This is a genomic window from Yersinia alsatica (assembly GCF_025133195.1).
GTDB classification, from domain to species: Bacteria; Pseudomonadota; Gammaproteobacteria; order Enterobacterales; family Enterobacteriaceae; genus Yersinia; species Yersinia alsatica.
The window spans coordinates 3,978,629-3,998,036 of record NZ_CP104006.1; the positions used below are offsets into that span (position 1 = coordinate 3,978,629).

Genomic DNA, 19,408 nt, shown 5'->3' on the forward strand with positions numbered 1-19,408 from the left:
CACCGGAGGTACTGTCTGGCTTGACTTGTTAGGTTCAGCTCACCAGCGGCTTATATAATCTTAGTCACTGGATTTATGCCTATAGAGAAAGATTTCAGATCGAATACTTTTTTAACTGGATTATTCGTTAACAGCCGTTATTAAACCGCCCGCTTGCGCCGCCCTTTTTTCACTCCGGTTTTAGCCGGTGTCTTGACGATTTTAGCCGGAGCTATCACGCCCTCTGGCATATCCGGCTGTTCAATAGGGAAAACCGGTAGCGCAGCTAGCAGGCGCGAACCATAACCCTTGGTCAATAAACGCCGGTCATAAATAACAATTTCACCATGACAGGCATTACTGCGAATCAAGCGCCCAACCTGCTGAATTAAGTTGAACGAAGCGCTTGGCAAGCTTTGCACTTCAAACGGGTAACGATTCAGAGACTTTAACCATTCACCTTCCGTCAGGATCACCGGGCTATCGATAGGCGGGAATGAAATCTTGTGAATATGAACCTGAGTCAACAATTCACCTTTCAGATCTAACCCTTCGGCAAAGGATTGCAAACCAATCAAGACGCTGGCGGTACCACTGTTCACCCGCTTACGGTGCTCTTCGACCAGCCGATAGCGCGGTTGATCCCCTTGGACCAGTAGCATCAACCGCAGATCCGTGACATGGCTGAGAAATGTTTGCATCGCCCGATGGCTGCTAAACAGAATCAACATGCCTTTATGTCGCCCGCTGGCGTGTTGCGCGCGGAAGAATTGTGCCATCTCAGCCAAATGTTCAGCTTCATGCGCCATGGTCGGCTCGTGGCGCATTTTGGGAATAATAAGCTTCCCTTGCTCAATATGATTAAATGGCGATGACAATGTTTCAAACCGGTCACCGGCTTTCTCACTTAAGCCACTAAGCTCCTGTAAACGCGCAAAACTATTGAGTGAGCGCAAGGTTGCTGAGGTCACAATCACATGGGGGACTTTGCGCCATAACATTTTATCGAGCTGATCACTGACCCGAATCCCCACGCAGTGAAAATAGAGATGCGTTTGGTTGTCGCGATAGTCCCGGGTCACCCACTTGGAAATTGGTGCATTTGAGGCTTTTGCCATTGCCGCCAACCGCCAGAGTTTACTCATGGCCTCCAGATAGCCCAACGACCGGCTCATCTGCAAAATGGCCCGATGCAGCCGCACAATATCGTGCTTACCGGTTTGCTCACTCAAATCATTGAGCACAAACTCGGCTAAGCCGCGCAAAGCATCGGTCAGTTTGAATAATTTAGCGCAATCTTCCGTCAAACTCCCCGGCAATTCACCCATTTCAAAACGGTACACCGCTGGGCTGCCATCTGCGGGGAGCAGTTGACTAACCTGCTGCTCGACACTCAGCATTAGCTCGCGCAATTGCTCACAATGGTCTTTCAAGCGCTCAGGATTTGATAAGCCCGGCGGATTTTTAGGCCGGTATTGCACCATGCATTGGTCCACCAGCCGCACAATCATGTCTAACTGCATGTTGGCAAAAACGGCGGTAATTTCACCTTCAATTTCCAATGCATCGCGCGCGACATCCGGCAAATGGTGGCCTTCATCCAGCACTAACAGCAACTCTTTCGGATTGGGCAGTACCGACTCGGTTTCCAATGCCGCCATCACTAATGCATGGTTGGCGACCACCACATCGGCACTTTCTATCTCTTTGCGAGCAATAAAAAACGGACATTCACGAAAATAGTGGCAATTACGCCCAAGGCAGTTGGCTTTATCCGTGCTCAATTTGGCCCATAAGCTGTCACTGAGTGATAACTTATGATGGTCACGCAGCCCGTCCCAAGTATGGTTATTCAACGACTTAGAAAGTGTCAGACAAGTTGCCTGTTCCTCACCATTCGCGGGGGCCAGTTCATCACCAAGAAATAGGGATAAATCCCCTTGGCCAGACACATCGGTGCACATTGCCGCCAGATTACGCGGACAAACGTACCGCCCGCGCCCGAAGGCACCGGTGAATTTGAGGTCAGGAATAATTTTCTTCAACAGCGGCAAATCTTTACTGTAAATCTGATCCTGTAGCGCCACGTTCGCCGTGCTAACCACCAGCGGCTTGCTTTCTGCGCGACCTACGGCAATGCCGGGAATCAGATAAGACAGTGTTTTGCCAACACCCGTCGGAGCTTCAATAGCCAAATGACGGCCAGCATCGCCCGCCAGTGTTTTCGCCACTTCGGCGATCATCTGGCGCTGTGGTGCCCGAGGAATAAAATCCGGAATCTGCTGCGAAAGCGCCTTATACCACTGACTAATTTGTTCTTTTACTGCTGGGGACAACGCCATGCATATCTTATCTAAACTGAATGTTGCCCTATTCTCCCACACCACAACGCTCACGTCAGCCCGAAAGCATAGATGTGGTAGCTGAAATCCCCTGCTTGCGCAAATGACAGTGAGATGAAATTTACGCAATGTCGCAGTTATTTATGATTTGTCATAAATGTATCACACAGATGCGGTAAAAATTCTGCGCTGGATGAATTCAGATAGATATTGAATACAGCAAAAAATTCTACTACTCGCGTCTTTTTTAATAAGAGAAACAGGGCAAAAATATGAAACGCAATATTCTGGCAATCCTGGTACCTGCTTTATTAGTTGCCACCACCTCACATGCAGCAGAAATCTATAATAAAGACGGTAACAAACTTGATTTATATGGAAAAGTAAAAGCATTGCATTACTTCTCTGATAATAATAAAAGTGATGGCGATAAATCTTACGTCCGCTTTGGTTTTAAAGGCGTAACCCAAATTACTGACCAATTGACCGGTTATGGTCAGTGGGAATATAACATTGCGGCTAACTATGCAGAAAGCCAAGAAACGAAAGATAATAAAACACGTTTAGCGTTTGCGGGTTTACGTTATGGGAAATTAGGTTCAATCGATTATGGTCGTAACTACGGCGTGTTATATGATATCGCCGCTTGGACAGATATGTTGCCGGAATTCGGTAACGACAGCTACACCAGAACCGATAACTTTTTAACTGGCCGTACAACTGGCGTTGCGACTTACCGCAACACCGATTTCTTCGGTTTAGTTGATGGATTGAAGTTCTCTCTGCAATACCAAGGCAAAAATGGCAGCGAGACTGACAGCACCAATGGCCGTGCTGATGCCGCTAAGCAGAATGGCGATGGCTTCGGTTTGTCTTCCAGCTATGAGATTGGTGCCGGCGTGAGTGTGGGTGCGGCTTACTCCTCATCGAATCGTACTGCTGCTCAGAAAAACGGTGCCTTTGGTAAAGGCGATAAAGCCGATGCCTGGACTACCGGTCTGAAATATGATGATAACGGTGTTTATTTGGGCGCAACTTATGCTGAAACCCGTAATATGACCCCTATTTCCGGTACTGCGGTGATTAATAATGTATCAACCAGCGTAAGTGGTTTTGCTAATAAAACCCAGAACGTTGAGTTAGTCGCACAATATCTGTTCGATTTCGGTTTGAAACCGTCTTTGGCTTATATTCAGTCTAAAGGCAAAGATATCGAAGGTATTGGTGATGCAGATTTAGTTAAGTATGTTGATATTGGCGCTTACTATTACTTCAATAAAAATATGTCTACCTACGTTGATTATAAAATCAACCAACTGAATGATGATAACAAGCTGAAATTAAATACAGACAACGTTGTTGCTGTCGGCTTGGTTTATCAGTTCTAAGCGATACACATCGGTATTATCCTCATTGTTTGAATGCTTCATCGTGACTTGTGAATTTTATTAGGCTTAGCCATTTTTATTTTGCCGGGAGTTATCTCCCGGCTTTATTTTTTATAAATAATGATAGTTATTTATTAACAGGAACAGACAGTAACCCAATATCACGTAACACTTCTGCCACTGCGCCTTTGCGTTTGGCTGCTGTCTTACCCACTTTTTGCGAAAAATCAGCTTGCTGAATCCAATGTTGATAGCGATTTTCACCTAGCGCTTTATCGACCTGTACCATCAGCGGCACCAGCCGAACACCGATGTTATCAAGACTGTGATAGGGCCATTTTTTCTGCTCATCGGAAAAAGGAGCCATAAAATCAAGCGCTTTAATCAAACTACTGTTTTGAGGGGTTTGGTAGCGCCACAGGTCAATGTGGACTTTATCGGCTAATTGGGCCATCAGTGTGGCCGCCTGCAAACTGAAATAGCTGTAATGGAAAGAGCGGGTTCGCGCCAGTTCTAAAGGTTGCGAACCATCTGCTGCTAATTGAGTATCCAGCTTAGTTTTCAGCAATTTCGCCATCTCAACCACCACTTGCGGTTGTTGTAGATACCAAGCTATTCCAGCCACTTGCACCGCATACCAGTTACCATGATTATTCAGTGCTGCGGCCTCTTTTTTACCTGCCGGACTGTGACGCAACCATGCCAGATATTCTGTCATCCACTGCCGCATCTGCTTTTCATCTTGCGCTGTCCAGTGCTTATTCTGCTGTAACATAATCAGTGAATCGACAATGCGAGTAGCAAAATAGCGCCCATCCAAAACCCCGGTTCCTCGTCCAGCGGCAATTCCCGGCACACCTTGTGCAAAATTGAGATTCGGGTTCATCCGGGTTTGCGGGGCAATAAACCAGGTTCTGATCAGGCTGATGGCTTTATCGGCATACTTCTGTTGACCGGAAAAATACCAAGCTAAGGTCAGTGTTTGTACCTGAGCCGTGAAATCAGCCAAACGCACGCCATCGCTGTCAGCATTTTTACTGGCAGGATTAATCTGCCCATCTTTACGTATCCAAGGTAAACTATCGCTTTTTTGGCCGTCTGGCCACCAGTAGGCGCTCAAACTAAGATAATCATGTTTAGAACCACTGGGGGGTACGTTATTTTTATCCATCACACTGAAATCGGGCCGTTTTAGCGCTTTATCTGCCTGCTGCAATAGCTGGTGATAAGCTTGCCAGGTTTCTGTGGGGATCTGCCCTTGCTCCGTCTGTTTTTCCTGCATAATGACTCGCTGATTATGCTGTAACGCACTGGCGGATAAGAAGGCATAGTCACTCTGTGCAGCATTAGCCACTGCCCCACCACCGAGAAGCAGTAACATCGCCAGCACAAAATAAGAGAGTGCGAAATTCATTGTGCGAATATCCGGCTGGCTATCCATGCGTAAAACCCCCATAAATTATCCACCTTGTCTGATAACGAGTCATGTCTGCGTGGTCATTTTATGCATCATGCCTGAAGTATTTTTAGCTTTCCCAAGAAGTACAGATTTTGTCACTGTTTATTAACCTAACTATGGTCGCAGACAAGAATAACCCTCTGTTTTAGCGCAAATTTCAGTCAAAAAATTAAAACGAAAAAAAATGATAAAAAGCTTTGCTAACGATCACTATTCTCATGTTTACTGGTGCATCCGTGTTTTCTGCTGCTTTCTTATTGAATAACTATGCTGAAGCAAAATAGTCGTAACCTGTGGTTGCTGGTCGGTTCATTGTTCACCTTATACTTCGTCTGGGGTTCAACTTATCTGGTCATTCGTATCGGGGTCGAAAGCTGGCCCCCCTTGATGATGGCTGGACTACGCTACTTGATTGCCGGGATATTGCTGTTCAGCTACCTTGCCATTCGTGGTCATGCCCTGCCAACTTTGCGCCAATGGATGGGTGCCAGTGCTATCGGTATCTTATTATTGGCTATCGGTAATGGGCTGGTCACCATCGCGGAACACCAGCATGTCCCTTCTGGAATTGCCGCAGTGATGGTAGCCACTGTCCCACTGTTCACTTTGTGTTTCAGCATGTTATGGGGTATGCGTAACACAAAACTGGAATGGTCGGGGATTGCTCTCGGGTTAGTCGGTATCATATTACTTAATACTGGCAGTAACTTGTTAGGTAACCCGGTGGGGGCAATGTTGATATTGTTGGCTTCAGCCAGTTGGGCATTTGGCTCAGTCTGGAGTTCACGTCTGGCGCTACCCAGTGGGGCAATGTCCGGTGCGGCACAAATGCTGGTCGCTGGGGTGGTTCTGTTGCTTGCCAGCACCATCAGTGGTGAAGAGCTGAACCAGATGCCATCAATGGGCGGGATTCTCTCATTACTTTATCTGATTGTTTTCGGTTCAATGCTTGCCATCAGCGCCTATATGTTTTTGCTAAAAAATGTCCGCCCTGCAGTAGCCACCAGTTATGCCTATGTAAACCCGGTTGTTGCCGTATTACTGGGGATTGGCTTTGCCGGTGAGAGCCTATCAACCACCGAGTGGTGTGCATTGGCAGTTATTGTTTCTGCTGTGGTATTGGTCACTCTGGGGAAATTTCTGTTTAAAACCCGTTAATCTCTACATAGCAAGAATGCAACATGGTTGTTTCATTTAGTGAACGGGCTATAATTCACGCTGTTTAGATAAAAAGTGAAAATAATTATGCTGAGAAAGGCACTCATTATCCTGATTGCGATAATGGCTCTGAGTTCGTTAGGCGGCGTTTTTCTGGCTGGGCTGAACATTTATACTCGTTCAACCACCCCACATGAAACTGAAACCACTGAATCTAGCCCATTGTCTGATATTGGCCCTGCGGGTTTGTCCAACAACGGTCAGGAATCACCATAAGCACGCATCCAACGCGGCAAGAGTGATAAGCAAAAAGTGCATAAGACCGAGCTTAACGGCTAACTTATGCACTCATCGATTTCATAAATAACTACTTATATTTGGCCAAAAACTATTGCTTCAGTACCCAGATATAATACTGCCCATTCTTCTGTTCTGCCCCTTCCAAAATCTTCTCAAACCCAGGGAAATACTGGCCCCAACTCGCAAGGCTGCGAATGTAAAGTAGCCAAGGTTCATCATCACGACCAAAACTTTCACCGGGCATCACAATTGGAATACCCGGTGGATAGGGAATCACCCCAACCGCCGAAATACGCCCTGCCAAGCTATCCAGTGGCAACAGTTCACAACGCCCGGCCATATGATGTTGAAAAGCCAGACGGGGCAAGGTAACTGGAGTGGGTAAATGACCAAATGCCTCGGCCTGTAATTTATCCATTTCACTGGTTTTCATATAAGCAAACATCTTGTCACACAGCTCACGTAAGCCCATATGTCCGTATTGTTGCGGGTAATTTGTTGCCAATTCAGGTAAGCAAATAGAGATCGGCGTGTTGCTGTCGTAGTGCTGTTTAAACTCCAGTAACACATTGATTAATGTGCCCCACTTCCCCTTGGTCACTCCCACGGAGAACAGACATAACACCATAAAGTCTGTGGTTCGTGACGGAACAATGCCCCGTTGCCCCAGAAATTCAGTCACTACCGCGGCGGGGATACCATTTTTCAGCAGAACACCATCATCCCCCATCCCCGGCACCATGATCCCCGCTTTAATCGGATCTAGCATGCACCAGTCATCATCTAGCTGATCAAATCCATGCCACTGATCACCGGGTTTGAGAACCCAACATTCAGGATCTGTGGTTAATTGATCTCTTGAAGCCTGAGCAAACGGAATTTTTTGGCCACTCTCTTTATCTGTAATTTCAGGGATGTTCCACGGCTTAAAGAACCACTCGCCTTGCTCGGCAAAGGCATCATGTGCGCGTGCTAAAGCTAAGCGAAAATCGACAGCTTCATTAATGACTTCTTGGGTTAACGCCAGCCCTTGCGAGCCATCCATCATTGCCGCACCAACCTCATTGGCGGCAATAATGGCATACAGCGGCGAAGTGGTGGATTGCAGCATATAAGACTCATTAAAACGTGAGTGCTCGATAGGTTTTTTACCATTCCTTACATGGATATATGAAGCTTGGGACAGTGCTGCTAACAATTTATGTGTTGATTGCGTGGCAAAAACAGTCGGTCCTTCAGGATCATGGTCTACGGGAGAACCACGCATGGCAAATCTATCTTGGTACAAGGGATTAAAACGGGCGTAAGCATACCAAGCTTCATCAAAATGAATCTGATCAACACTTTTTGCCAATAGATCCTGTGCCTGTCTGGCGTTGTAGCACATACCATCATAAGTACAATTGGTGACCACGGCATAAACAGGTTTGCTATCAGGAACTAATGCCAGAAGTGGATTTTGCGCAATGTTCTTAGCAATAACCGCGGGTTGGAATTGAGATTTGGGGATCGGGCCGATGATGCCATAGCGATTGCGTGTCGGAATAAAAAAAACCGGCAATGCACCCGATAACACCAGCCCCTGCTCAATCGACTTATGGCAGTTACGATCACATAGCGCGATCTGTTTATCGCCTACCACGGCGGTCATAATGGCGCGGTTAGAACCGGAAGTACCATTGAGCATCGAATAACTGATATGTGCCCCGAAAACCTGTGCTGCATAGGCCTCGGACTCTTTTATTGGCCCACTGTGATCGAGTAGCGATCCCAAAGACCCTCTCTCAATACCGGTATCTGACCGGAAAAGATTCTCACCAAAGAAATCAAGAAATTCGCGACCTACTGCTGTTTTACTAAATGCGACGCCGCCCTGATGCCCAGGTGCAGCCCATGAATATTCGGGATTGTCTTGAGTATATTGAAACAGGGCTTTGGTGAAGGGAGGTAATAGCTGTTGATAATATTTGCTGATCAATGCATTTGCGCGGGCGGCTATAAACTCGGCAGTATCTTCATGCATCCAGACAAATTCATTCACCAGTTTCATCGTTTCTAGATTCAGGCTATTGATACATGAATGCTCTGCCATCAATAACACTGGGATAGATTTATTACGATGGCGAATTTCTTGTAACAAAGCAAAAGCCTGACTGTGGGATTCATCATCATTGCCACCGGAAGTCCAATCGACAAAAATACAACACAAAGAGGAGTCTGAAGCGACTGTCGCGCTGCCATCTTCGAATGTTGCAGCTGCAATAACATTAAAATTTATATCATCCAGTGCAATGATTAACTCATTGACCGCTCGACCATTAGCCGTATTAATATCGCGAATATTACTGTCTACGATTAGAACATTACGTTTCTTATGGCGACTTAAATCAATCATTATATCTCTCCCTTTATATATGACTCATAGCAAAGCATGAATAGCTCACCCGGTTATCAGACAAATTTCGATATTACTGCGTGTTTTTAACTGGGGAATCGAGTGGGAACGGACTTTTATGAGTACGGTTATAATTGAAAGTATAGAGTGCGGTAATAACCATCAGAGTCACGAATGACCACATAACCTCTTCGGCACCTGAACCCACCACAGCCCAAATACAATAAATAAAAGCAATAAGTGTAATACTAATATAAGTTCTAACTTGTGTTCCTAAATGACCATGCCCCACCAGCAGTAAAGCGGCGCAGGTATATAAATAAGGAACCAAAGTAAAAATGACAGAAACAGAAGAAACTAAACCAAACTCTTTTGCTGCATTGGGTGAAATACTGCTTATTTGGAAAACAGTCATCAGAACACCCAGGATAAGTAGACCCGCGACAGGTGTACCCGCCTGGTTAACCTTCCCAAAGATAGGAGGAAACAACCCATCGTCAGCCGCGGCTTTTGCCGTTTGCCCAGCAACCAATGTCCAGCCACCTAGCGATCCAAGACAGCCCGCGGCAGCACAGAGTGATACAATTGCGCCTGCAGTATCGCCCAATGCCAGTCGAGCCGCATCACCAAAGGGTGACGCTGACACGCGCAATTCTGCATTAGGGATCATGCCCATGATGGCAGTACTGGAAAGGACATAGCAGACAGCAGCAATTAATACGCCCCCCACAGTGGCAATAGGCACATTACGTTTTGGATTTTTCACTACACCGGCGGCGACTGAGGCTGTTTCTACCCCGATAAATGACCATAACGTTACATTCAAGGTACTTTGAATCGCACTCAATGTACCCAAGCCGCTGACATTCCAAGCCGCCATATAAGTCTCCCCTTTGAACCAGAACCAACCAAATAAAGCGATTCCGACAATGGGTATGAGTGCCAGTGACGTTGCTACTGCCTGTACTCGGGTAATCATTTTCGGCCCGATAATATTCAGCCCGATAAATATCCATAAAAAGACTACACACGTAATGGTTAATACCATGGGTTCTTTTAAAATCGGGAAGAAATAACTCAAATACCCCACGCCAATGACTACCATGGCGATATTTCCAATCCAACATGCCAACCAATAAAGAACGTTAGTTTGATAACCTAGAAATGGGCCAAAAGCTCGTCTGGCGTAAGCATAAGAACCTCCGGGGCTATCATCCAGTGATGACATCTTGGCATAAACCATTGAAAGCGCTAAAGCGCCAATAATTGTCACCAACCATCCCCATATTGCGATTCCTCCTGTTGAGGCTAAATTAGCCGGCAATAAAAACACGCCAGATCCCATTATATTCCCTGCAACCATCAGGGTTACTGGAATAAGCCCGACCTTTTGATCATCTGTAGACATAGTTAATCCTTACAATTCCCTATAAAAGGATAAAATCAACGATAAATATTTGCTGCACGTATAAAGGTAGTTGATATAAATTATAAATAAAGGCAAGTGCGAATATAAATCATTATCGATAATGAATTGATGGGATTTTATTATTTATTTAATTAATATTGTTTTGAATTAATATATAGCTAATTCAGCAATTTTTAATATATTAGTTAATCATTAATAAATAGAGGTAATTAGTATTAAAGAGTCATAACGCCAAGTGCAAAAGCCTTGTGTTGCATATGTTTAATTACGTCATAGGCCGACCAAGGCAACACACTGAATCCTTTGATCAATAGCAGGTCTTTAGCTGAAATAGCCGCCGGAGAATTGATGGTGGCACTGATAGCCTGACGTATGAGGAGGAGCTGTTCCTTAGAAGTCGATAACGAGGTGATGAGTGGCAATCCAGGTGCGGCCTCTGTCTGCGCTATAATTTTTAACCCAGCAACCGCTGTGGGGTTAGCTCGTTGTAACAATGCGAAGCTAACGCAATCTATTGCAGCGATGTCAGCATGATGCTGCTTAATCATGTCGATTGAACGATAATGCCCACCAGAGGCAATTCCATGAGAAAAGAAACGCCCATTGACCGCCAGTGGGGCAATTAAGGCACGTAATGCATTATAGCCAGATTGTGAGTCGGTACTGTTATAAGCAACTATCTTGCCGCGAAAGTCTGCCAGTTGCAGGCCTGCTTCATCCTCACGCACGACCACTAAGCTGCGATAATACTCTCCTGAACAATAAGGTGATTGATAGCTGAATGCTCCAACCAATTGTACTTGGTGCTGTAATAACGTCACCAGAGGAAAACCACAAGTTTGGCTCAGTAGTACATTAGGATCTTGCCAGTGTTGCAGTAAATCCGAGGGCCAAGCTAGCTGCTCACTGACTCCAGCCACGCCATAGTAGCGCAGTTGTCGAGATAATAGCTGCCAAAAGGGTTGTACATCTTGCGGCTGGATACCATACATCGGCAGTGAAATTAGCATAAGTACCCACTATAAATAACGCCATAAACCCGAAGCATTAGTTGTTCCCAACTCAATTGTTTTTACTTAATTATTCTTAACTACCGGAAGAGACTGTAATTCTCGCCAACGCAATAGTCGCCTATTCCAGCGGGTAAAAATCATATCCGTGATAATGGCCAATAAGGCGACAACAACTGCACCTTGAATAACATAAGCCGTATTGAAACCGCTGAGCCCGATGATAATTGGAGAGCCTAAGGTTTTTGTTCCCACCGTTGAAGCGATAGCCGCGGTACCGATATTAATGATGACTGATGTTCGAATACCCGCAACAATCACCGGGGCTGCCAATGGCAATTCAACCCGCCACAAAATCTGCCTGGCGCTCATACCTACTCCTTGGGCGACCTCACGGATATCTCGGGAAACTGACTCAATACCGGTGATAGACCCTTGTAAAATAGGCAATAATCCATAGAGGACTAAAGCAATAATGGCCGGTTTTTCACTAAACCCCATGACCGGTACTGCAATCGCGAGTACTGCAACAGGCGGAAAAGTCTGCCCCATCGCAACAACCGTTTCCACAACTGAGCGAAACTCTTTTCCTGCTGGGCGAGTCACCGCGATACCCGCACTTACACCAATAAAGATGGCGATAACACTGGAGATCAGCACCAATAAAACATGGGCGACAACCAGTGACCAAAAGGTATCTTGCACATAAATAGGCCGGTCGAGATCTGGAAACAATGCAGTAAAAAGACCTTGCAGCGAAGTCATGCCAAACACCAAACCAGCCAATAATAGCAATGCCCAAGAGAGGGGATCTTTTAAGCAAGATAATAGGCCTGACTTTACTCGCTCTGCATAGGTATTATTAAGATCTCTGGCTTTGGTAGCAGTCGGTTTCACACTCCCCCCTTATCTGCATCCACGATAAGATCGGCAAAATAGAGCACTCCTAATAATCGCCCATGCTCATCAGCAACAGGCAATTTATCTGTCTGGCGAGAGACAAACAGAGAAAGAGCCTCACGTAGACTAGTTGTAGCCAATATCGGCTGCCCTACCAGAGTCTCGCCGCGTCTGACTCGTTGCTCCGCCCAGCCCAGTGATAATAATTTAATGCCTAGATCACTGCGGCCAAAGAAGTCACGGACAAAGTCATTTGCTGGCTGGGTTAACATTTCAAGAGGTGTCCCTTGCTGGATAACTCTTCCCTCATCCATCAAAACTATACGATCTGCCAGACTTAAAGCCTCATCAATATCATGAGTAACCAGAACAATAGTTCGGCCAGACAGTTGGTGAATGCGCGTAATTTCGAATTGCAATGCCGAGCGCGTCACCGGATCTAATGCTCCAAATGGCTCATCCATCAATAATACTTCGGGATCTGCGGCTAAAGCGCGGGCAACACCAACCCGCTGTTGCTGCCCGCCAGAAAGTTGATGAGGATAACGATGCAGGAATTGTTCTGGATCCAGGTGAAGTAGCTCTAGTAGCTCAATAACTCGCTGGCGAATGCGCTCAGGAGGCCATTTCAGCAACTGTGGCACCGTGGCAATATTGCGCTCAACTGTCCAGTGAGGGAATAGACCTATAGATTGAATGGCATACCCCATCCGCCGCCGCAGATCTTCTGGTTTATAATTACGGATTTCTTCACCAGCAAAATGGATCTTCCCTTCGTCATGCTCAATAAGCCGATTAATCATTTTTAGTGTGGTCGACTTTCCTGAGCCAGAAGTACCAATCAGCACAGTAAACTCCCCTTTCGCAATTTGTAGCGTGAGGTTATCTACAGCCCGTTTACCGGCAAAATATTTACTTACCTGATGGAAATGAATCATCGGTGTGAAGCATCCATAAAAATAACGATGAATTTAAACAGCGAATCAACCACTACCGCCATCACAATCACGGGTATGACACCCAGCAGCACTAAATCCAAAGCACTGCTAAGCAAACCTTGAAACACTATCGCCCCTAACCCGCCAGCACCAATCAATGCAGCAACAACAGCCAGCCCCACTGTTTGCACCGCAATAATGCGGATACCGGATAAAATCAGTGGCATAGCAATGGGTATTTGCACCTGAAAAAACAACTGGCTGCGGGTCATCCCCATACCTCGAGCCGACTCCACAACACTGTCAGGAACCGCTTCTAACCCGGCAACGACATTGCGCACTAGCGGTAATAGGGCATATAACACCAAGGCGACAATCGCCGGAGCCAACCCGATACCACTGACACCATGCTCAGCCAGCCATGGAATGGCCGCGGCTAAGCCCGCCAGAGGCGCAATTAGCAACCCAAATAAGGCAATTGAGGGAATGGTTTGAATAATATTCAATGTTGAGAAAATAGCGCCTTGAAAGCGTTGAGAACGAAAACAGAATAAACCGAGGGGAACGCCCAGAATGACGGCAGGGATTAGAGTTGTGAGTAGAATCTGTAAGTGTTGCCATAATGCATCGTCAAATACATCTTGCCGATTCACATACTCTTTCATCAACGATAATTGATCGAGTTGCCCAGTCACCAGCAATGCTACAACCGGTAGAACCAGTAAAACATTAGCCAAACTGCGCCAAACCGGGTTTACAACGGCACGAGACAAGCTATCGACAGCAATCAATATGCACATCCCACTCATCAGCCAGAATCCGCCACCAAGCGATGTGCGAGCAAGACTCTCTTCGCCCCCAGCAAGTTGTGTGGCTGTGGTGCCTGCCAGTAACAGTAGAGCGAATAACAATACTTCAGCCATTAATACCGTGGCCCAATACAGCACCGCACTTTGCTTACAAAAAGCAATGACCAATAGTATCAATATAGGGAATAACACCCACCAAACCGGCCCTGTTATTAGCGATAACAAGGAGATCCCCTGACCTGAGATCAACCGATTAGGCGCATGACTAACAAAAGAAAGCCCTATACCCGATAAAACCAGCAATATAACCAGTGCGAGCAGGACCCGGTTTTTTACAGCCATAAAAATCCATCTCCATGACAGATAATCTTTGTTGCCATAACCGATTACCTGTTTATTTGATGGCGCTATAAAGCAAAACGTTATAGCGCCACTCGAATACTCATCGTTATCCTTTAACGAACCCTTTTTCTTTCAGATAATTGGCTGCAACTTTTTTCGCATCCTGCCCCTCGACTGCGATGCGGGCATTCAGTTTTTGTAATGTTGGGCCATCAAGTGTGGCAAATACCGGATCAAGTAAAGCAGGTATGTTTGGGTGTGCTTTAAGCGTGGCCTCGCGGATGATTGGCGTTGGTGCATAAATAGGCTGCACGCCTTTGGTATCGTCCAGTGTCTGTAATCCCAAAGCAGCTACCGGGCCATCAGTACCATAAGCCATGGCGGCATTAACACCGGAGGTTTGTTCTGCAGCAGCTTTAATTGTTACAGCGGTATCCCCCCCGGCCAACGATAACAGCTGGTCTTGATTCAATTTAAAACCGTATGCTTGTTGGAAAGCAGGTAAAGCATCAGGGCGTTCAATAAACTCCGCCGAGGCAGCTAATTTGAATTTACCACCGGCATTAATCCACTTACCTAAGTCATCCAATGTCTTCAAATTATTCGCTTTGGCTAAATCCTGACGAACCGCGATAGTCCAGGTATTATTTGCCGGAGCAGGTGAAAGCCACACTAGTTTATTCTTTTCATAATCCAATGCTTTTACTTTTTCATAGCCTGCTTTGGCATTCTTCCAAGCAGGATCTTTTTCATCAGAGAAGAAAAAAGCACCATTACCGGTATATTCAGGGTAAATATCAATCTCCCCGGCAGTGATAGCGCCACGAACCACTTTGGTCGTCCCTAACTGTGATTTATTGGTTGTTTTAATCCCATTAGCATCAAGAACCTGCACAATAATGTTGCCGAGTAATGAGCCTTCAGTATCAATTTTTGAGCCAACACGGACGGTATCAGCAGCTTGAGATACACCACCAGTTGCAGCCAGCATTATTGCTGCCAGCACAAAAGCTCGGCTACGGATTAAGGTCTTTGCCATGTTTTACCTCTATGTGCCCAAGGGTTAGAAAAAGTTAAATCGCTAATGTCTGTAAAACATGAATCTCAGCAAGATGTGCAATTCTCAGTCATTAACAAATCAGTAACCATATTAGATTTAGTCCAAAACAAACCAAATAACCAATTGATATTAAATATATTATTCACAACACACCAGCTTAACGAAATACTCAATTTTACATATAACTATATGATAGCTAAGTATTTAAAAAATCTATTTTCAACAAAATTTACGGTTAAGATTACACAGATAGCTGTATATAACAACAGTAAATTGTAGGCAAATGAAAATAACTTATGGGTTTTGTCGTCAGAATGAGTGCTGCGTTTTATTACCTTAACGGGCTATTTGAGAAGCGTCAGGCTGCCTATCAGCGCGACCAAGCCCCTCGTGTGGCTGTTCGCTTATCGAAGTTTTGTTTTCACTATCGTAAAAAGGATGAATTTCTATTTCCAAGGCAGTAAAAGCATATGTCTCAAACCATTGAGTATAGCCGTTTACTACAAATTGCTCGCTTCGATGCTGATATTGAACGCGATTTTCCAGATAAATCTGGCGCAAACCATACCAAGGCAAAGTAGGTAAATCATGATGGACCAGATGGTAATTGAGGTTTAGAAATAGTAGACGCCAAGGCCATGCCGCTTCATTCAATGTTGAACGTGCCGCACTATTTTCTGCTGCACGATGTTCAAAAAAGGATCTTACTTTAGTCAGGCTAAGTGCCGGATAACCAATCACTAAAATAGTGAAAATTGCAGAGATGCCATAACCTGCCATCCAATGCAGCAATAAGCTGAGGAGTCCAAAATGGGCTAACCACATGATGATGGCTGGACGATCACCCGTAATAAAGGCGCGGCTTGCACTGCGGATAGTATCAATGATATCCAGTGCTGGCCCCACAACTAATCGGCCAATAAAAGTATTGCTGATTCGCACGATTTTTTTGAACAGTGAGGGAAAATGCCGCCACTGCTTCGCAGTGTAGTAATAGCACTCAGGATCTTTTTCCGGATGCGTTAAGTCCTGATCCCTATGATGTTGGATATGAGAGTCACGATAGAGGCCATAGGGATACCATATCGCTAGCGGCAAAGTTCCCAATAACTGATTTACCCACCGCCACCGAGTTGGGTGACCGTGAATCAACTCATGTTGTAGCGACATATACCACGTGCTCAACAAGATTAGTAACACGCTACCCAATACTGCACCCAATTGTTGCCAATAAATAACGCAAGCAAACCAGCCAGTGTAAATAACCCCAATCAGTGCCCAGGTCGGCAGTTCCAGACGCCACATCCAAGAACGAGATAGCTGTTTTACCCGCGCCCGCTGCTGTTCATTAACATAATAGGAAGCCCCCGCCACGCGGTGGTTAATTTTGGTATCAGCAGTAGGCATATTAAGACTCATACTTGGCATAATTCGGGCCAGTATCAGCTTAATAATATCTACTGCTAACTAACTTAAAGCGCTTTGTATATCTAAAAACTGTCTATTTAAACCTTCACCCAGCGCAGCTCATGGGCTGAGACCGCAATAGCATCTAATACTTTAGAAACTTTCCAGCCCTCTTCGAAGTCCGGCCACATGCGATCTCCAGTTGCAATGCCGTTAATCAAATCGCGGATCTCAACGGTTTTTTGATCGTTAAATCCAATGCCATGCCCTGCACTGACACAGAAAGCGGCATAATCTGGGTGTTGCGGCCCGGTAAGCAATGTTTTAAACCCTTGCCTGGACTGAGGGTCATCATGGCGATAGAGCTGTAATTCCGCCATGCGTTCCTGAGAATAACTGATTGTGCCTTTCGTTCCTGTGACCACATATGTCAGCCCCATTTTGCGGCCGCAGGCAATACGTGATGTTTCTATTGTTCCCATCGCACCATTAGCGAACCGTACCAGTGCACTGGCCTGATCTTCATTTTCTACCGCTCGCAACAGTGAGGGATTTTGTGGGTCTGGGCGCTGCTTTATAACAGTCTGCATATCACCACATACGTTGAGAATATCGCCAACTAGATAATGAGCCATATTGACAATGTGTGCGGCCAAATCCCCTAATGCCCCAAGTCCTGCCTGTGCTTTAGTACAGTGCCAATCTAACGGTGTCTGTGGATCAGCAAGATAATCTTCATTATGTGTACCGTAAAAATGTACAACATCACCAATCTCGCCATTTGCAATAATCTCGCGCGCCAATTGGCTGGTCGGGTTTTTCATATAATTGAACCCTACCAGAGTTTTTACGCCTTTTGCTCTTGCTGCTTCAACCATCTCTTTGGCATCGGCGGCATTAAGAGCTAGCGGTTTCTCTGAATAAACATGTTTACCATGGCTAATAGCCGCTAATGCCATTTCTTTATGTAAGAAATTTGGCGCACAGATATCCACTACATCAATATTTGGGTCAGCAACCAGCTCGCGCCAATTAGCAGTAGAGCGAGCAAAACCAAATTCTGTAGCACGCTGTTGAGCCAATTCAGGTGTTACTTCAGCCAGCATTTCTAATACTGGCGACCCCTTTAAAGGAAAAACAGTCGCAACCTGTGCGTAAGCAATGGCATGACAACGACCGATATAACCGGTGCCGATGAGGCCAACTCGAACTTTTTGCATTCTATTCCCCTTACCAATTTATGATGAAGTCCCGGCAATGGACTGTGCTTGTCAACGGTTATACGAAATTAAAATTTCATCATCAAGGCAATAGTGGAATGAAAAACTCTTTTTGCGAGATGCTACGAAAATTATTGTTAGACCTATGAAAATTTGCATAAACAAAGCATAAATCTCGGCATTCAGTTCACATATCTAAGAATCAAAATTCATCTGATAGATTATTTATTTTCTTTATGTAACGTAATGAATAATAAATTTCAAAATTTGCGAAACCTTGCGCATCGCTGATAACTCAAGGTTTCAATACTGTAATTTCGTTATATAGTGAGTACCACGATGAAGCGCTCACTGAGACGCTCCTTTATAATTTCGACAGGTAATTTGCTATGAACTCACCTTTCTTGGTAACACCACAGTGGCTGGCCGAAAATATTCATGATGACAAAATCATTATTCTGGATGCCAGAATGTCACCACCGGGATTGATACCCAAAAGAAATATTCGAGCTGAATTTGAACAGGGGCATATTCCTGGGGCAGTTTACTTTGATATTGACGCAATAGCAGACCACAGCACCGACTTACCTCATATGTTGCCATCTCCTCAAGCATTCAGTGAAATGGTTGGTCAATTGGGGGTAAGTGAGCAACATACTTTGGTCATTTATGATGATGGCAACCTGTTTTCTGCACCACGGGTTTGGTGGACGTTTCGTACTTTTGGTGCAAAAAAAGTACTCATCTTGGCGAATGGCATCAGTGGGTGGCAGCAAGCAGGGTTTGCATTAGAGAGCGGGCCAATGAGTCCGGTCTCACAAACATTCAATGCAACATTCAATGCCGCTGCGGTCAAAAATGTTAATCAGGTTTTAGCCGCTCTAGGAAATAAAGAAATACAGATTGTAGATGCGCGCCCTGCGGGACGATTTAAGGCACAAGAGCCAGAGCCTCGCCCTGGCCTGCGTTTGGGACGTATCCCTGGCAGTATCAATATTCCATGGGGAAGCATGGTCGAAAATGGCAATCTGAAATCACCACAAGCATTGGCAAGCATTTTTGCAGCCCATGGTGTCGACTTAACCAAACCCATCATTACCAGTTGTGGTTCTGGAGTTACCGCCGCAGTGGTTGCTCTGGGGCTGACAGCAGCAGATGCATCGTCGGTATCATTGTATGATGGCTCTTGGGCTGAATGGGGCGCATCAGATTCGCTGCCCATTGATAGCACTCAACTACCATAAAATAACTTGTATCTTCAATTGGTTATAG

At 45.4% G+C, this 19,408-nt stretch carries 15 protein-coding genes; 4 read left to right on the plus strand and 11 right to left on the minus strand.

The window, feature by feature from the left end:
• Positions 1-140: 140 nt before the first annotated feature.
• Positions 141-2,321 (minus strand): ATP-dependent DNA helicase DinG, encoded by a 2,181-nt coding sequence (gene dinG / locus N0H69_RS17795; RefSeq protein WP_050122353.1) that lies wholly within the window; start codon positions 2,319-2,321, stop codon positions 141-143.
• A gap of 272 nt (positions 2,322-2,593) precedes the next feature.
• Between dinG and ompF2 the strand changes: the two genes are divergently transcribed.
• Complete coding sequence (ompF2, locus tag N0H69_RS17800) at positions 2,594-3,709, plus strand: porin OmpF2 (RefSeq protein WP_050107628.1); 1,116 nt, start codon at positions 2,594-2,596, stop codon at positions 3,707-3,709.
• Positions 3,710-3,836: 127 nt separating this feature from the next.
• Here the strand turns inward: ompF2 and N0H69_RS17805 are convergent, their stop codons facing one another.
• Positions 3,837-5,165: an alginate lyase family protein gene (locus tag N0H69_RS17805; protein WP_050151626.1), complete on the minus strand. Its 1,329-nt coding sequence runs from the start codon at positions 5,163-5,165 to the stop codon at positions 3,837-3,839.
• 270 nt (positions 5,166-5,435) lie between these two features.
• Here N0H69_RS17805 and yedA point away from each other — a divergent pair, with 270 nt between their 5' ends.
• A complete protein-coding gene (gene yedA / locus N0H69_RS17810; RefSeq protein WP_050107631.1) occupies positions 5,436-6,326 on the plus strand; it encodes a drug/metabolite exporter YedA in 891 nt (296 codons plus the stop codon).
• An 87-nt stretch (positions 6,327-6,413) separates the two neighbouring features.
• A complete protein-coding gene (locus tag N0H69_RS17815) occupies positions 6,414-6,602 on the plus strand; it encodes a YohO family small membrane protein (RefSeq protein ID WP_032815427.1) in 189 nt (62 codons plus the stop codon).
• A gap of 112 nt (positions 6,603-6,714) precedes the next feature.
• Here N0H69_RS17815 and N0H69_RS17820 read toward each other — a convergent pair whose 3' ends face one another.
• The 9 genes from N0H69_RS17820 to N0H69_RS17860 all read right to left on the minus strand — a co-directional run bounded on the left by N0H69_RS17820 (position 6,715) and on the right by N0H69_RS17860 (position 18,136).
• On the minus strand, positions 6,715-9,021 hold the full coding sequence (locus N0H69_RS17820; RefSeq protein ID WP_050151625.1) for an Orn/Lys/Arg family decarboxylase: 2,307 nt from the start codon (positions 9,019-9,021) through the stop codon (positions 6,715-6,717).
• A 73-nt stretch (positions 9,022-9,094) separates the two neighbouring features.
• Positions 9,095-10,429: an arginine/agmatine antiporter gene (adiC, locus tag N0H69_RS17825; protein WP_050151624.1), complete on the minus strand. Its 1,335-nt coding sequence runs from the start codon at positions 10,427-10,429 to the stop codon at positions 9,095-9,097.
• A gap of 236 nt (positions 10,430-10,665) precedes the next feature.
• Positions 10,666-11,442 (minus strand): phosphate/phosphite/phosphonate ABC transporter substrate-binding protein, encoded by a 777-nt coding sequence (locus N0H69_RS17830; RefSeq protein WP_050136071.1) that lies wholly within the window; start codon positions 11,440-11,442, stop codon positions 10,666-10,668.
• Between the two features lie 84 nt (positions 11,443-11,526).
• Positions 11,527-12,225, minus strand: coding sequence for an ABC transporter permease (locus tag N0H69_RS17835; RefSeq protein WP_172665446.1), 699 nt, complete (start codon positions 12,223-12,225; stop codon positions 11,527-11,529).
• 128 nt (positions 12,226-12,353) lie between these two features.
• Complete coding sequence (locus N0H69_RS17840) at positions 12,354-13,298, minus strand: ABC transporter ATP-binding protein (RefSeq protein WP_050107638.1); 945 nt, start codon at positions 13,296-13,298, stop codon at positions 12,354-12,356.
• A complete protein-coding gene (locus N0H69_RS17845) occupies positions 13,295-14,449 on the minus strand; it encodes an ABC transporter permease (RefSeq protein ID WP_050122362.1) in 1,155 nt (384 codons plus the stop codon). The genes N0H69_RS17840 and N0H69_RS17845 overlap by 4 nt, the downstream gene beginning before the upstream one ends.
• Positions 14,450-14,555: 106 nt before the next feature.
• Positions 14,556-15,488 (minus strand): glycine betaine ABC transporter substrate-binding protein OsmF, encoded by a 933-nt coding sequence (gene osmF, locus N0H69_RS17850; RefSeq protein ID WP_050151623.1) that lies wholly within the window; start codon positions 15,486-15,488, stop codon positions 14,556-14,558.
• A 357-nt stretch (positions 15,489-15,845) separates the two neighbouring features.
• Positions 15,846-16,916 carry a fatty acid desaturase gene (locus tag N0H69_RS17855; protein ID WP_050145060.1) on the minus strand — a complete coding sequence of 357 codons (1,071 nt, stop codon included), beginning with the start codon at positions 16,914-16,916 and terminating at the stop codon, positions 15,846-15,848.
• Positions 16,917-17,014: 98 nt separating this feature from the next.
• Positions 17,015-18,136 carry a Gfo/Idh/MocA family protein gene (locus N0H69_RS17860; RefSeq protein ID WP_050151622.1) on the minus strand — a complete coding sequence of 374 codons (1,122 nt, stop codon included), beginning with the start codon at positions 18,134-18,136 and terminating at the stop codon, positions 17,015-17,017.
• A gap of 389 nt (positions 18,137-18,525) precedes the next feature.
• On the opposite strand from N0H69_RS17860, the gene sseA reads away from it, so the two are divergent.
• Positions 18,526-19,380 carry a 3-mercaptopyruvate sulfurtransferase gene (sseA, locus tag N0H69_RS17865; protein WP_050151621.1) on the plus strand — a complete coding sequence of 285 codons (855 nt, stop codon included), beginning with the start codon at positions 18,526-18,528 and terminating at the stop codon, positions 19,378-19,380.
• Positions 19,381-19,408: the final 28 nt, after the last annotated feature.